This is a genomic window from Williamsia phyllosphaerae, assembly GCF_014635305.1.
GTDB classification, from domain to species: Bacteria; Actinomycetota; Actinomycetes; order Mycobacteriales; family Mycobacteriaceae; genus Williamsia_A; species Williamsia_A phyllosphaerae.
The window spans coordinates 346,383-360,703 of record NZ_BMCS01000001.1; the positions used below are offsets into that span (position 1 = coordinate 346,383).

General features: G+C 68.7%; 17 protein-coding genes. 11 read left to right on the forward strand and 6 right to left on the reverse strand.

Annotated features, from left to right (window positions below; translation table 11 throughout):
• The first annotated feature begins 72 nt into the window (after nt 1–72).
• From IEV93_RS01750 to IEV93_RS01760, 3 genes are read left to right on the forward strand one after another with little or no spacing between them, the layout of a single operon-like run.
• The gene (locus tag IEV93_RS01750) at nt 73–612 is read left to right on the forward strand and encodes a helix-turn-helix domain-containing protein (RefSeq protein WP_188486353.1); all 540 of its coding nucleotides are present in this window, start codon (nt 73–75) and stop codon (nt 610–612) included.
• A gap of 21 nt (nt 613–633) precedes the next feature.
• Complete coding sequence (locus IEV93_RS01755; protein WP_188486355.1) at nt 634–1,134, forward strand: phage holin family protein; 501 nt, start codon at nt 634–636, stop codon at nt 1,132–1,134.
• A 12-nt stretch (nt 1,135–1,146) separates the two neighbouring features.
• Nucleotides 1,147–2,079, forward strand: coding sequence for an alpha/beta fold hydrolase (locus tag IEV93_RS01760; protein ID WP_188486357.1), 933 nt, complete (start codon nt 1,147–1,149; stop codon nt 2,077–2,079).
• Nucleotides 2,080–2,089: 10 nt separating this feature from the next.
• Here IEV93_RS01760 and IEV93_RS01765 read toward each other — a convergent pair whose 3' ends face one another.
• Both IEV93_RS01765 and IEV93_RS01770 read right to left on the reverse strand, forming a co-directional pair.
• Nucleotides 2,090–2,593 carry a cupin domain-containing protein gene (locus tag IEV93_RS01765; protein WP_188486359.1) on the reverse strand — a complete coding sequence of 168 codons (504 nt, stop codon included), beginning with the start codon at nt 2,591–2,593 and terminating at the stop codon, nt 2,090–2,092.
• Between the two features lie 55 nt (nt 2,594–2,648).
• Nucleotides 2,649–3,542, reverse strand: a complete 894-nt coding sequence (locus tag IEV93_RS01770) for an alpha/beta hydrolase (RefSeq protein ID WP_188486361.1) — start codon at nt 3,540–3,542, stop codon at nt 2,649–2,651.
• A 92-nt stretch (nt 3,543–3,634) separates the two neighbouring features.
• Between IEV93_RS01770 and IEV93_RS01775 the strand changes: the two genes are divergently transcribed.
• Nucleotides 3,635–4,108, forward strand: a complete 474-nt coding sequence (locus tag IEV93_RS01775; RefSeq protein ID WP_188486363.1) for a MarR family winged helix-turn-helix transcriptional regulator — start codon at nt 3,635–3,637, stop codon at nt 4,106–4,108.
• Between the two features lie 19 nt (nt 4,109–4,127).
• Here the strand turns inward: IEV93_RS01775 and IEV93_RS01780 are convergent, their stop codons facing one another.
• Genes IEV93_RS01780 through nth form a run of 4 tightly spaced genes read right to left on the reverse strand, consistent with a single transcriptional unit; the run spans nt 4,128 to nt 7,469 of the window.
• Nucleotides 4,128–5,327, reverse strand: a complete 1,200-nt coding sequence (locus IEV93_RS01780) for a MarP family serine protease (RefSeq protein WP_188486365.1) — start codon at nt 5,325–5,327, stop codon at nt 4,128–4,130.
• Entirely contained in the window at nt 5,324–6,094 is a 771-nt protein-coding gene (locus IEV93_RS01785) for an NUDIX hydrolase (RefSeq protein ID WP_188486367.1), read from the reverse strand. The genes IEV93_RS01780 and IEV93_RS01785 overlap by 4 nt, the downstream gene beginning before the upstream one ends.
• Complete coding sequence (locus tag IEV93_RS01790; protein ID WP_229704819.1) at nt 6,091–6,786, reverse strand: redoxin family protein; 696 nt, start codon at nt 6,784–6,786, stop codon at nt 6,091–6,093. The genes IEV93_RS01785 and IEV93_RS01790 overlap by 4 nt, the downstream gene beginning before the upstream one ends.
• The gene (gene nth, locus IEV93_RS01795) at nt 6,783–7,469 is read right to left on the reverse strand and encodes an endonuclease III (RefSeq protein ID WP_188490293.1); all 687 of its coding nucleotides are present in this window, start codon (nt 7,467–7,469) and stop codon (nt 6,783–6,785) included. The genes IEV93_RS01790 and nth overlap by 4 nt, the downstream gene beginning before the upstream one ends.
• 259 nt (nt 7,470–7,728) lie before the next feature.
• Here nth and IEV93_RS01800 point away from each other — a divergent pair, with 259 nt between their 5' ends.
• The 7 genes from IEV93_RS01800 to IEV93_RS01830 all read left to right on the forward strand — a co-directional run bounded on the left by IEV93_RS01800 (nt 7,729) and on the right by IEV93_RS01830 (nt 14,316).
• Nucleotides 7,729–7,989: a hypothetical protein gene (locus IEV93_RS01800; RefSeq protein WP_188486369.1), complete on the forward strand. Its 261-nt coding sequence runs from the start codon at nt 7,729–7,731 to the stop codon at nt 7,987–7,989.
• A 174-nt stretch (nt 7,990–8,163) separates the two neighbouring features.
• The gene (locus IEV93_RS01805; protein WP_188486371.1) at nt 8,164–8,838 is read left to right on the forward strand and encodes a Crp/Fnr family transcriptional regulator; all 675 of its coding nucleotides are present in this window, start codon (nt 8,164–8,166) and stop codon (nt 8,836–8,838) included.
• A 185-nt stretch (nt 8,839–9,023) separates the two neighbouring features.
• Nucleotides 9,024–10,511, forward strand: a complete 1,488-nt coding sequence (locus tag IEV93_RS01810; protein WP_188486373.1) for an amidase — start codon at nt 9,024–9,026, stop codon at nt 10,509–10,511.
• A gap of 12 nt (nt 10,512–10,523) precedes the next feature.
• Nucleotides 10,524–11,297: a hydrogenase nickel incorporation protein HypB gene (gene hypB / locus IEV93_RS01815; protein WP_188486375.1), complete on the forward strand. Its 774-nt coding sequence runs from the start codon at nt 10,524–10,526 to the stop codon at nt 11,295–11,297.
• A gap of 36 nt (nt 11,298–11,333) precedes the next feature.
• Nucleotides 11,334–13,151 carry an alpha/beta hydrolase gene (locus IEV93_RS01820; protein WP_188486377.1) on the forward strand — a complete coding sequence of 606 codons (1,818 nt, stop codon included), beginning with the start codon at nt 11,334–11,336 and terminating at the stop codon, nt 13,149–13,151.
• Nucleotides 13,148–13,741: a hypothetical protein gene (locus IEV93_RS01825; protein WP_188486379.1), complete on the forward strand. Its 594-nt coding sequence runs from the start codon at nt 13,148–13,150 to the stop codon at nt 13,739–13,741. Before IEV93_RS01820 ends, IEV93_RS01825 begins: the two co-directional genes overlap by 4 nt.
• Nucleotides 13,738–14,316, forward strand: a complete 579-nt coding sequence (locus IEV93_RS01830; RefSeq protein WP_188486381.1) for a hypothetical protein — start codon at nt 13,738–13,740, stop codon at nt 14,314–14,316. Before IEV93_RS01825 ends, IEV93_RS01830 begins: the two co-directional genes overlap by 4 nt.
• Nucleotides 14,317–14,321: the final 5 nt, after the last annotated feature.

The following is a 14,321-nucleotide window of genomic DNA, read 5'->3' on the forward strand; positions in this document are numbered from 1 at the left end:
CAGTCGTCGTCGAGCGCACCGTTCCGCAAACAGAACGTTCTGGATACGGAACGTAGCACGTAGGCTCGAGCCATGGCAGCGGGTTCGGCGTCGGCAGAGATCGGGCGACGCGTCCGTGCGCTGCGGACCGAGCGAGGGCTCAGCCTGTCCGAGCTCGCACGCCGTTCCTCGGTCGGCAAGGGGTCGTTGTCGGAGATCGAGACCGGCCGGCGCAATCCGACCATCGAGACCCTCTACGCACTGTGTGCCCCACTCGGAGTGGCGATGTCCGCGCTGATCGGAACCCTGCAGGTGCGCACCAGCAGCGGCGGGATGGTGTCGACGACGCTCGACGTCCGCGAGTTGCCGGACTCGACCGTGGAGGTGTTCCGACTGCATTACGAGGCCGGGGCCGACCACACCTCCCCCGCCCACGTCGCCGGGGTGACCGAACATCTGACCGTGGTCGCGGGGCGTCTGCGGGTGGGTCCGGTCGACGCGATGCGGACCGTCGCGGCGGGTGAGTCGACGAGCTGGGTGAGCGACCGGCCGCATCGATACAGCGCGACCGAGGGTGCCGCGGAGGCGGTCGTCGTCATCGTCACGCCCCGGCATGGCACGATGAGCGCGTAGACCGACTATGGAGGAGCAGCTGTGAGCCTGGACGACCGTGCCCGCGGAGATGTGGGCCGAAACGTTTCTGCCATCCCGCTGAGTGACCCCCACGCGCCCGCCGAGCAGTCCGTCGGCGGACTCGTAAAGGACGCGACGACCCACATGTCGACGCTGTTCCGGTCGGAACTCGAGCTCGCGAAGACCGAGATCGTCGGTGAGGCCAAGAAGGCGGGCATCAGCGCGGCCCTGTTCATCGTCGCCGGCGCCATCGCGCTCTACGCCAGCTTCTTTTTCTTCTTCTTCCTCGCCGAACTGCTCGACGAGTGGCTGCCGCGCTGGGCCGCGTTCGGGATCGTGTTCCTGATCCTGCTGGTCATCGCGATCGTCGCGGGCATCGTCGGCTTCATCATCGTCAAGCGCATCCGCGGCCCGAAGAAGACCATCGACTCGGTCAAGGCCGTCCCGTCGGTGCTGCCCGGATCCGGCAAGGGCGCCCCGGCCGACCTCCCCGGCGGCCTGGGTTCGGCGCCACGCGGTTGATCCGCCGTCACAGTGCCGGCGCCTGACCCGTCTTCGGTACGGATCGAGGGACCCTGGACGCATCTCGACGTCCGGGCCAACGGGATACGCTTCCACGCCGTCGAGTGCGGTGACGGCAACACCGACCGACCCCTGGTGTTGCTGCTGCACGGGTTCGGCGAGTTCTGGTGGAGTTGGCGGCACCAGCTCGAGTCGCTGACCGCGCAGGGCTATCGCGCCGTCGCGCTCGATCTGCGTGGCTACGGCGACTCCGACAAGCCACCCCGCGGCTATGACGGTTGGACCCTCGCCGGCGACACCAACGCCCTGATCCGTTCGCTCGGGCACGCTGACGCCGCGCTCGTCGGGCACGCCGACGGCGGTCTGGTCTGCTGGGCGACCGCCACCCTGCACCCGCGCGCGGTCCGGTCCATCGCCGTCGTCGGATCACCCCACCCGCGGGCCCTGCGGTACGCGGTGGTGCGCGACGGTGCCCAGCGTTCGGCGTTCCTGAGCGGGTTCCTGGGCAACCAGCTGCCCCGCACGGCGGAGAAGACCCTGACCAAGTCGGACGGGGCGTTCATCGCGGACATGTTCGCCCGCCGCACCGCGTCGGCCTGGCAGCACACCGACGAATACGCCGAGGTAATCCGCCGCAATCGCGCCGCGATCCAGATCCCCGGAGTCGCGTTCTGCAGCCTGGAGTACCGGCGCTGGGCGTTCCGGTCACAACTGCGACGCGACGGGGTCAAGTTCCTCGCGCTGATGAACCAGCGCCTGCACATCCCGGTTCTCGCCGTCCGCGGACACCTCGACGACTACATGCTCACCGAGACCGTGTCGGCCAGCCGGTACTGGGCGTCCCGGATGACCTACGCCGAGGTCGACGGCAGCGGGCACTACGCGCACGAGGAGAACCCCGGCCAGACCGCCGAGCTGCTCCACGAACACCTTCAGCTCGTCTGACCCCGGCGGGTCAGAGCATCTCGGTGGCGTAGGTCGGCGCAAGCTCGGCCGCCAGCCTCCGACGCTCGTCGATCTGATCCGGCGTCAACTCAGGCGGAGGACTCGTCCGAGTCGGGATGCGATCGCCCACCCGGTCGAAGAACTCGTCCTGCCCGGCCGGAGAACACAGGCACAGGACGTGCGCGTTTTTGTCGGACCGGTTGACGAAGTTGTGGGGCGCGTTGGCGGGGATGTTGACGGTGTTCCCGGCGGCCACGGTTGTCGTGGTGCCGCGAAAGGTGAACGCGATCTCACCGCTGAGGATGGTGAACATCTCCTCGAAGTCGTGGCGGTGTGGAGGCGGACCACCGCCCGGCGGGATCTCCATGTCGATCAGGCAGTACCGACCACCGGTCTGCTCACCGGTCACCAACACCGAGTAGGTGTCCCCGGCGAGGAAGATGTGCGCGACACCGGGATCGTCCCGGCCGGAGACGGTCAGTTCACGCGTCGGGTCGTCGTCGGGAATCGACATCTGGGGCTCCATTTCGTGGGGGTCTGCGGGTGGCTCGCGCGAGGACGGTCGGAGGTCAGGCTCTGTCGAGGTGCGCGCGTAGGAACTCCCCCGCCGCATCGAGCGCAGCGGCTCCCTCGTCGAGGATCGCGGCGAACGCCTGGAAGACGTGGGGTACGCCCGGGGTGATCTGCATGCTGATCTCGACGTCCGCTCTCGCCGCAGCGGCCGCCACGCGAATCGCGTCGTCGAGGAGGATCTCGTTCGATCCCGCCTGGACGAGCAACGGGGGAAGCCCGGTGAGATCAGCGTGCACAGGGCTCAGCAGCGGGTCGGACGCGTCGGACGATCCGACGTAATCCGTCGCGCGCGTGCGCAATCCGGTAGCCGTCAGAGCGGGGTCGACCCCGGCTCTGGTGTCGATCGTCCCGCCGGACAGTGTCAGATCCGCCCACGGGGAGAAGACGGCGGCCGCCGCGGGCATCGGCACATCACGGGCACGCAGTGCGACGAGCGTGGCCAGGACCAGGCCACCGCCCGCGGATTCACCCACGAAAGCGATCCGCCGGGGATCGGTCGACTCCAGGAGTGCCTCGTACACAGCGACCGCGTCGTCGAGTGCGGCGGGATAGGGCGACTCGGGCGCCAGTCGGTAGTCGACCGTGACACCCCGGACACCGGCGCGGCGCGCGAGATCACCGACGAGACCGACCGACGACGCGGCCGTCCCGAGCGCGTAGGCCCCGCCGTGCAGATACACCACCACGTCATCCGTGCTGACCCCCGCGATCTCGACCGACACGACCTCGACGCCGCCGAGCCGGTCCGGGGTCGCGACCACGTCGTCGGGTAGCGGGAACGCGGTGAACATCTCGACCAGCACCCGACGCTGTTCGTGGACGTCTCCCCCGAGGTCGAGGGGCCCGGTACGCAGCATCTCCGCGACCACGCGCTTCTGGTCATCGGTCATGGTCGTGACACCCCTTCGCCCAATTGAGTAGCCGACTACGTAATAGTAGGCGGCAACACTCCGAGCGCAACGGGAAAGGCAGAATGTCGGACATGAGCAGTCGCGTTCCCGCCAACGCTCTCGAGAGCAGGTTCCCCGTCAGCTACTCGATCTACGCGATGGCCCGCATGCAACGAGCCATCGCCGCGGCCGGGCTCTCCGACCTCGGGCTGTTCCCCGCGCAGGAGATCCTGCTGACCGAACTCGATCGCGACGACGGCCAGTCGCAGAAGGCGCTCGCGGAGACGATGGGGATCAGCCACGTGACGGTGGCGAAGATGTCGGCGCGACTGGAGCGCGCCGGACTGGTGGTCCGGCGTACCTCACCGACCGACCGACGGGTCAGCCTCGTCCATCTCACCCCGGCCGGACAAAGCGCACAGGAGGGCATCCGTGCCGTCTGGGCGGAACTCGAGACGATCGTCAACCGCGAACTCGACCCACAGGCCAGACAGGACTATCTGGCCGGTGCCACCAGGATCCGTCGTGCGCTCGACGAGGCGGGTTCAGACGACACCGGCGGGTAACGCCGGTCCTTCGTCAGCACTAGCCCGAGTGCACGCAGGACATGGTGTCGACGGCGGAGTTGCGGCCCTCGGACGCCTGCAGGTTGTCCTGGACCTGCTTGGCGGTGAGCACGAAACCGGTCTCGCTGGAGGTGTCCTCGGCCGCACCGAAGATCACCCCGAGCACCTGCCCGTCCGAGTCGATCAGCGGTCCACCGGAATTGCCCTGCCGGATGGATCCACGGACGGTGTAGACCTCGCGTCGCACCTGGCCGTCGCGGTAGATGTCCGGGCCGGACAGGTTCACCACCTCGCGGATGCGTTCCGGGCTCGCGGTGAACGGACCCGCCTCCGGGTACCCCAGCGCGATGGCGTCGTCGCCGGTGTTCGCCGGCTGGTCGACGAAGTCGAGGGCCGGCGCGGTGAGTCCGGGGACATCGAGCACGGCGATGTCGTTGCGGTAGTCGAACAGCACCACGGTGGCGTCCAACGGACCGTCGTTCGACTGCACCTTCAGGGTGCGGGTGCCCGCGACCACGTGCGCGTTGGTCATCACCCGCTCGGGCGAGACGACGAAGCCGCTGCCCTCGAGTGCCTGGTTGCAACTCGGCGCGATGCCCTCGATCTTGACGACGCTGGGCCGGACCTGGCTGATCACCGGCAGGTTGAGCAGGGTGCCGTCGGGAGGGTTGACGTTGGTGATCGGGGTGCGACCGAACGGGCCGATGACCTCGGGCAGACCCGAGTCGTCGAGCAGCGAGCTGAAGTCGCTCGGCAGCTCGCGCAACCATTGCGGGGCAACCTGATCGACCCCGCTGAGCACCTTCGACCCGCGCACGGCGTTGGCGATGGACGGTTCGGCGGCACTGCTGACCGGGATGGCCAACAACCACGCAGCGACCAGCACGGCGACGGCCTGCAACAACGACCCGATGCCGCTGTCGGCGCGCCGGAAGGCCGCCGAGCGGATGCCGCTGCGTGCGGCCCGGCCGAGCACCATCCCCGACACCTCGCCGATGACCACCAGCAACACGAGCAGTCCGACGCCGACGACGAGTCGCCACCGGCGGTCGCCGATGTGATCGATGATGTGCGGCGCCAACATGATCCCGGCGACGGCGCCGAGAACGACCCCGAGGAACGCGAGCCCCGACGCGAGGGCGCCCTGGCGGTATCCCGATGCGGCGGCCAGCAGGGCCACCACGACGACGGCGACGTCGACCCACGCCGACCCGGTCATCGCTGACCCGCCCGGTCCAGCATGTCGCCGAGGTCACGGACGTCGTCGGTGTCCCACGGGATGTCCCATCCCGCGGTCTCGAAGATCGCAGCCAGCAGTCCGCCGGTGAAGCCCCACACGAGCATGTCCTCCACCCAGAAGGCCGGGCCCCGATAGACCCGCCCTCCCATCACCGAGCGCTGCACCTGAAAACGATTGTCCGGAGAGAGTAAGTCGCGCAGCGGTACTCGCGCGACCCGGGCGGTCTCGCCCTGATCGACCGCGCGGACCGGGCCCGGCGTGGGCCAGTGGGCGATCACGGGCACGACGTCGAATCCCGACGGCGGCACCGGGAACGACCGCAGCTGCGCGACCGGTACGACGCTGTCCGGCGCGAGTCCGGTCTCCTCCTGCGCCTCCCGCAGCGCGGTCCCCACGGGGTAGTCGTCCCCCGGGTCGACGGCTCCGCCGGGGAAGGCGACCTGTCCGGGGTGGTTGCGCAGGGTGTTCGCCCGCTGGGTGAGCAGCACGTCGGCGTCGACCGGCGGTGTCCCGTCCTCGGCGGTGTCGAACGATCCGCCGAACAGCACGAGGACCGACGCCGGCCGGGCGCTGCGTTTGCGGGTGAGCGCGAGGAGTTTGGTGCGGTCGCCGCCGCGGTTGTTCACGCTGTCGGTGACCCCGTCGACGTTGTCGGTGAGCGATCGCAGCCACGACGGGATCGCGTCGTTCGACGTCAGCGGTCCGGCGGCGGTGCGGGCACCGTCGCCGCCTGTCCGGTCGGTCACAGGCTCGTGCCGAGGTATTGGTTCACCGAATCGGTGACCGCCTGGGTGTCGGCGTAGACGGTGGGCAGCACCTTCGCGACGGTGCCGTCGGCCCGCACGAGGATGGACACCGGGTAGGCACGCGGGGCGCCGAGTGCGGCCGCGATCCTCGACTCGGTGTCGACGACCGACGGCAGGTGCACGTCGATCTCGGAGAGGAGGCCGAGGGCGAGCACGGGGTTCTCCGATCCCTCCTTGGCCTGTACCGCCAGCACCTGCACCCGGTCGCCGGCGATGCGCGCGAAGTCGGCGACCGACGGCAGTTCCTTGCGGCACGGCAGGCACCACGGCGCCCAGAAGTTGATGAGCAGGGGCTTGCCCGCGGTGGCGGCTCCGAGGTCGACCGTGCCGGGCCCGCCGAGACACGGCGCGGCGACCCCCTTGAGGACCGACGTGGCCGGAGCGGGCGCGGTGCCGGTGGGACACGGGGCGAGAGCCGCCCGGGTGCGCGCGGCGGAGAGGTCGTCGGCGCTCACCGACGCGGTCGCCCCGGGGATCGGCCCCGCCGACGCCGCCGGGTTGCCGGATCCGAGTCCGTCGTCGGTCGATGCCGAACCCCGCGGCCAGATGGCGGCGATCAGGGCCACCACGACGATCAAGGCGGCGATGGTCCAGCGTGCCGACGCGGGCACACGCGACAGACGGCTGATCACTCCGACACCCCGGCCAGCGCGAGCAGGTGGTCGGTCTCGGGACCCTTCACCAGCTTGGCCGCGGCGGCCTTGTCGGTCGGGCCCTCGCCGTACGACGGGCAGTCGGCCGCGAGCACGCACACCCCACAGGCCGGCTTCTTCGCGTGACAGACGCGACGCCCGTGGAAGATGACCCGATGCGAGAGGTCGGTCCAGTTCTTGCGTTCGATCAACTCGCCGACCGCGTGCTCGACCTTGACCGGATCGGTCTCGCTGGTCCAGTTCCAGCGACGGACCAGACGTCCGAAGTGCGTGTCGACGGTGATGCCGGGCACACCGAACGCGTTGCCCAGCACCACGTTCGCCGTCTTGCGGCCGAACCCCGGAAGGGTGACGAGATCCTCGAGACGGCCGGGCACCTCACCGTCGAAGCGTTCCAGCAACGCCTGGCCGAGCCCCATGATCGAGTTGGCCTTGTTCCGATAGAACCCGGTGGTGCGCACCATCTCCTCGAGCTCCTCGCGCTGCGCACCCGCGTAGGCGGCGGCGTCGGGGTATCTGCGGAACAGGGCCGGCGTCACCATGTTGACGCGCACGTCGGTGCACTGCGCCGACAGGATGGTCGCGACCGACAGTTCGAGCGGCGTCGTGAAATCGAGTTCGCAGTACACGTGCGGGAACGCGGTCTGCAGCTCGCGGTCCATCCGACGCGCGCGGCGGACGAGTCCGGTGCGCGTCTCGGTACCGCGTTGCGCGGCGCTCTTGCGGCGAGATCGCGGCGCAGCTGCGGCCGGCGCTTCTCGTGATGGATCCGTGGTCACCCGAGTAAGGGTACTGAGCAGACCTGAAGGCGATCTTCAGCATCGGGTCACGGCTCGGCGGGTGGGGTCGCGGAGGTAACGCTTGGGTTCCACCTCGGGTTTCGTTGCCCTTCCGAGACCTGGGTTGTGTTTACTGACCTTCATGCACGGACTCGCTGTACTGCTGTTCCCGGCGGTGCTCATGTTGTTCGCGTTGGCCATGGAGAAGATGGAATCGCGGATCGACGACGTGAGCGTCAACCGCGACCAGGTCGAGGAGTTCCTCGAAAGCGCAGCTCCTGAGCAGATGGTCACGCTGGCCGAGGACGGCTTCCCCGCCGCGCTCGACGAGTTCCGCAGCCGCCGCGACTCGTCGGAAGCCGAGTCGTTCGACTCCCCGACCGAGTCGAGCCGCGCCAGCTGATCACCGCGGTTCGATGACCTCCCAACCGGGCAGGTGAGGCGCTGTTGGACGTTCGTCGAACTCCGCTCGGGCTATGGCCGTAGACTTCATCACAACGAGTGACGAATCCAACATTCGGACATCACAATCTATGCGCGGGGCAGCTCCCCGCGGCACCCTCAGAAAGGGGCGTACGTGGAGGAAGTACTGGCCAGGGCCGGCATCTTTCAGGGAGTGGAGCCCAGCGCTGTCGCGGCGCTGACCAAGCAGCTCCAGCCTGTCGATTTCCCGCGCGGTCACGTCATCTTCAACGAGGGCGAGCCAGGCGATCGCCTTTACATCATCCTCGCGGGCAAGGTGAAGGTCGGCCGACGCTCGGTCGACGGCCGCGAGAACCTGCTCACGATCATGGGACCGTCGGACATGTTCGGCGAGCTGTCCATCTTCGACCCCGGCCCACGCACCTCCTCGGCGACCACGGTCACCGAGGTCCGCGCGGTGTCGATGGATCGCGACGCGCTCAAGGCATGGATCGCCGACCGCCCCGAGATCGCCGAGCAGCTGCTGCGCGTGCTGGCCCGTCGTCTGCGCCGCACCAACAACAACCTCGCCGACCTCATCTTCACCGACGTCCCGGGTCGTGTCGCCAAGCAGCTGCTGCAGCTCGCCCAGCGATTCGGCACCCAGGAGGCCGGTGCGCTGCGCGTGACGCACGACCTCACGCAGGAGGAGATCGCCCAGCTCGTCGGCGCATCGCGCGAGACCGTCAACAAGGCGCTTGCCGACTTCGCCCAGCGTGGCTGGCTGCGACTCGAGGGCAAGAGCGTCCTCATCGCCGACTCCGAGCGTCTGGCCCGCCGCGCGCGCTGACCTCGATCCGCTCCGCTTTCAACGATCCGCTCCGGTTGCAACCGGAGCGGATTGTTGTATCCGGAGCGGATACGCGGCACCTTCTCGAATCCGCGGCATCTGTAGGTGCCGCACATGAGCGCAACTGCCGCGGATGGCGCTGATTCACTACGGACGATCTCAGCGCACTAAGTAAGGTCAGGTGTGTGACACACCCTCGTTCCAGACGAAGCCGCCGCGCCGCGACACCGGTCGATGACGCGTGGATCGCCACGGCCTCGGCCTTCGAGCTGGCCGACGCGATCCGTACCGGGACGACCACCTCACGGCAGGTGGTCGAGTTCCACATCGGTGTCCTGCGCCGGCGCGAGGCCTTCGGGGCCATTGCCCGCGATCGCTTCGACGAGGCCCTCGCCGAGGCCGATGCCTCCGACGCCGGCTCCCCCGGCACCGACACCGACCGTCCGCTGCAGGGCGTGCCGTGCACGATCAAGGAGTCCATCCCGGTCACCGGCATGCCGCACACGGCCGGGCTGTCCAGCCGCGCGGGCATCATCGCCGACGTCGACGCGATTGCCGTGCAACGACTCCGGCGGGCGGGCGCGATCGTCGTCGGGGTCACCAACACCGCCGAACTGTGCCTCGGGATCGAGAGCACCAACAGCGTCTACGGCCGCACCTCCAATCCCTATGACCGCCGGCGCGTCTCGGGCGGATCGTCCGGTGGTGAGGGCTCGGCCATCGGTGGGGGCGGCATCCCGTTCGGCGTCGGCGGCGACACCGGCGGGTCGATCCGCATCCCGTCCTTCTACTGCGGCGTGTTCGGCCACAAGCCCTCCCCCGGCCTGGTCCCTGCGAACGAGTCGATCCCGTCGCTGTCCGGCGAGGAGGAGGTCGACCTGCTCGAGACCCTCGGGCCGATGGCCCGGCGCGCATCCGATCTCATGCCGTTGCTGCGCATCCTCGCCGACGACGACGGGACCCGGATCGGCACCCCGGAGTCCGTCGACCTGGAAGGTCTGCGCGTCATCGTCCCCACGAAGTCGAGCTACCTGCGTCCGATGGACCGATCCGTCCGCGACGCGCGCGACGCCGCCGGAGCGGCCCTGGCCGAGCGCGGGGCCGACGTGGTGTGGCAGCCGATGCCCGCCATGCGCCGCGTGATCGCCAGCTACCTGATGGAGCTGCGCAAGCACGCGGGCACGTCGGTGATGTCGTTGTTCGACTCCTTCGGCGAGCCCGGTTCGCGGCACCTGACCCCGGCCGTGCTGCGCGCCAACAGTCTTCAACTGCAGCTCGCGATGATCGGCGACCGCCTCCCCGAGTTGCTGCCCGGTCCCGCGCGCACGCTGCTCGACAAGTTCGCCGCTGATCTGGCCGAGGAGGTGGACGGCGCGATCGGGGACGGAGTCATGCTGCACCCACCGCTGCCGCAACCGGCCCCTCTGCACCACGGAACCCTGGCGCGCCCCTGGCTGTTCGGCGGGGCGGCGATCTTCAACATGTTGGGTCTGGCCGTCACCGAGGTGCCGCTGGGCTTCAGCAGGCGCGGCCTGCCGGTCGGCGTGCAGGTGGCCGCGCGGCCGGGCAACGACCACGTCACCATCGCGGTGGCGCTCGAACTCGAGAAGCAGTTCGGCGGATGGGTTGCGCCGCAGGACGTCATCGCGGGATCGGTCGCCGCGACCACCTAGGAGAAGCAGGCCATGGGCAGATTCCACCGACACGACGACGGTGTCGAACACAGTCACGCCCACACCGACCACGGCGACATGTCCGGATACGACACCGACAGTGAACGCGTGGAGGTCCTCGACGCGATCTTCGGGGAGAACGACCAGCGCGCCGACTTCAACCGTGCCGCCTTCGACGCTGCGGGGGTCCGCGCGGTCAACTTGATGAGTTCGCCCGGATCGGGCAAGACCACCGTGCTCGTCGCCACGCTGGAGGCCCTCGCCGACGAGATGCGGTTCGGGATCGTCGAGGGCGACATCGCCACCGACCTCGACGCCGCCAAACTCGCCGGGCGTGGAGCACAGGTGTCGCTGCTCAACACCGAGGACGGTTTCGGCGGGGAATGCCACCTCGACGCACCGATGGTCAACCGCGCGCTGCAGGGACTCGACCTCGACGGGCTCGACCTCGTGATCATCGAGAACGTGGGGAATCTGGTGTGCCCGGCAGAGTTCGACGTCGGCGAGCACGCCAAGGCCATGGTCTGGTCGGTTACCGAGGGCGAGGACAAGCCGATGAAGTATCCGGTGATGTTCCGCAGTGTCGAGGTGGTGCTCATCAACAAGATCGACCTGATCCCCTACCTCGACGTCGATCTCGACGACTACATCGTCGCTGTGCGCACCGCGAACCCGACGGCCCGCATCATCCCCGTCAGCGCGAAAACCGGCGAGGGGATGGCGGAATGGTACGACTGGCTCCGTGTCCGTCTTGTTGGACAAGACCGAATCGAACTGCAAGGCTGACCGAATGCCGGCCAGGGGGATGGGATCCGTACGGCCATGCCGACGATAGAGATCCCGGCTCCCCCGGCGCCGACCGCCGAGGTCGAGGGAAGTCCGTCCGACGCCGACGCCATGGCCACACGATTGACGACGGTGGCGAACGCCACCGAGGGGCAGCAGGATTTCGCGACCGGCTCGGCGATCTCCGGAATCGGTGACGACGGAGGACCGTGGTCCGGCCTGGGTGCCGGCGCATACCGCGGGGCCGTCGCCCCGTTCGCGGCCGACACGTCGACGGCGTACACGGGGCTCATCCGTGGAGCGCAGGCCGTGCGCGCCTACGGCGACACGTTGACCGATCTCAAGCAGACCCGTCAGGAGCTCGACGACAGGCGTGGTTCGCTCGCGCAGGCGATCAACGTGTTCGCCGGCGAGGTCAGCTCATGGGAGGGCAAGGAGATACCGGCCGCGACACTGGCCGGCCTTCAGGAGCGGTCCTCCGAACTGCAGCGTCAGGTGCAGACCTACACCGACGACAACCACCGCCTCACAACATCCACCGAGACCAACGAACGGACGTTCGTCTCCGCACTCGCCTCCTACACGGGCGTTTCGGCCTCGAATCGGGCGATGGTGGCGAGCGGATACGACCCCTCGGCTCTCACTCGGTCCGGGCTGGACAAGATCGCGCGCGGTGCGCATCCGGAGGACATCGACGGGCTCAGCGCAGAGCGCCGGGCACAGTGGTGGGCCGGGCTGACCCCGGCCGAGAAGGAAGCAGCCCTGCAGGAATTCCCCGAGTACCTCGGTAACGGCGACGGACTCCCGGCCTCGGTACGCAACGATGCCAATCTGCAGAACCTCGACCGCGACATCGCCCAGTCGAACGCGGTGACCGCCGTTCCCAACACACCGAAGGCAATCGGCGACGCGCAGCGGACACTGGAGAAGGCCGACGGCGTGAGATCGGCAATCCGCAACGCCCAGAGGGACACACCGGACGTGCCGGTCCAGCTCTACGGATACGACGCGGGTGCCTTCGGTGGTGACGGCAAGGCCATCGTCTCCATCGGCGACCTCGACACCGCGCACGATGTCGCGTGGAACGTGCCCGGGATGACCACCGACATCTCCAAGATCGGGGGCAATGTCGATTCGGCCCGCGATCTGTACGCGCAGGCCACGAAGTCCGGATCGACATCACTCGCCTCGGTGGCGTGGATCGGTTACGACGCGCCGAGCGGAACCGACATGGGGGCGGTCGCCGCACCGGGCGCCGCCAGAGACGGGGGCGCTCTGCTCGCCTCCGACATCCAGGGATTCACCGCGGCGCGCGATCAATTGGGGACGGGACAGGGAACCGGCGGATCCGATCACCTGGCCCTGAGCCTGATCGGTCACAGCTACGGGACACCGACGGTCGGCTGGGCCGGCGACAACGGCCGCCTCGCAGGCGATGTCGACACCGTCACCCTGCTCGGATCCCCGGGAACCGGCGGGGTCACCTCGGCCGAGGAGTTCGGGGTCGGCGCGAAGAACGTCTACGTCGGTTCGGCCGCCAACGATTTCGTCGGGCATCTGGGCAGTCCCAACGGCGTCAGCTCCCTGGGGATGAGCGGCCTCGGCTCCGACCCGGCGACGACGAACTACGGCGCCGAACGGTTCATCGCGGAAGGAGGGGACGCCACGTTCCCCATCGGTGACCACAACAGCTACTACCAGCGAGGGACCGAATCCCTCGAGAACCTGGGCAAGATCGTCGCCGGTCACGGCGACGACATCACACACGAGTACCGCCGGAGCGGATGGGATGTCCTCGAGGGCGCCGTCACGCAGCAGGATCCAGCCGTCGAGTCGCGAAAGGACAACGAATGACCAAGCGGACCATCGTGCTCGTGGGATTGGTGGTGGTGATCGGGGTGGCGGTGCTCGGCGTCGCCGTCACCTCGGGCGACGACAGCGACGAATCGCCACCCGACTCGACCGCGAAGGTGACGGCGGACCGTCCCCTGACCTCGACGCAGGCCGCCGAGATCCGGGAGGCGGGCCGAGCGCTGACCATACGTCTGCTCGACCGTGTGCCGAACACCGGCGAGAACCGCGTCGATACCGGCCAGTCGGCCGAGACCTGGCGCAACTGCACAGCCGAGCAGAAGGACTTCTCCTTCGAGCAGACACGCAACGGAGTCCAGTACAGCGCGACGGTGTTCGTGACGACGCCGCGACCGTTCACCGACGACGAGATTCGCGCGCTGGCCGACGGCGCCCAGATCACCACGCGCAAGGGCGACCCCGGTACGGGGACGAGCGGCATCTTCAGCGTCGATCTGACCTCCAACACCCGGTTCGTCGTGGACGTGGTGAGCCCCTGCTATCCCATACCGATCTCGGGCGGTGGGGACTACGTCAGCACCGACGACATCATGCGCGTGACCGGCTTCGTGAACAAGGAATGGAAGCGATGACCGGTGGCCGGCCGCATCACCCCGTGGACGCCGACCGGATGTTCGTCGACGAGTTGCTCACCGAGGCACAGGCGCTGCTCGGCGACCCGCGGATCCGGGTCGTCCACGTACGCCACGCCGGCCCGCCCCCAGCGGACGCACGACCACCGTCGGAGTCCGACGCGACATCGCTCGCACAGCGCGCAGCGTGGATGCAGACGGTGGAACTCGCCACGACCCTTCGTGATCTGTGGGAGCACGCCTGGCTCCCTTCGCCTCCGGAGGTCGTGAGCGTTCGATACCTCGAGGATTCCACCGGTCTGCGTGTCGAGGTGACGGGGCAGGCACAGACCGCGAACGCGGTCGATGTGAACTCCGCCGCAGACCGACTTCTGGTGCGAGGGTTCCTGCCGGACGAACAGTCCCCGCCGGGCCGGATCCGCGCACACCGCGGGGGCGCGGAACTCGTGGTCGACGCCTCCGCCGAAAGGATCACGATGATGATCTCCGAGGATCTGGACGTACCCGCGCACACCAGGCCGAACACCCTGTCCGCACTGCCGCAACAGGTTTCGACGATCTCCGACGGCCGATAGGGGCT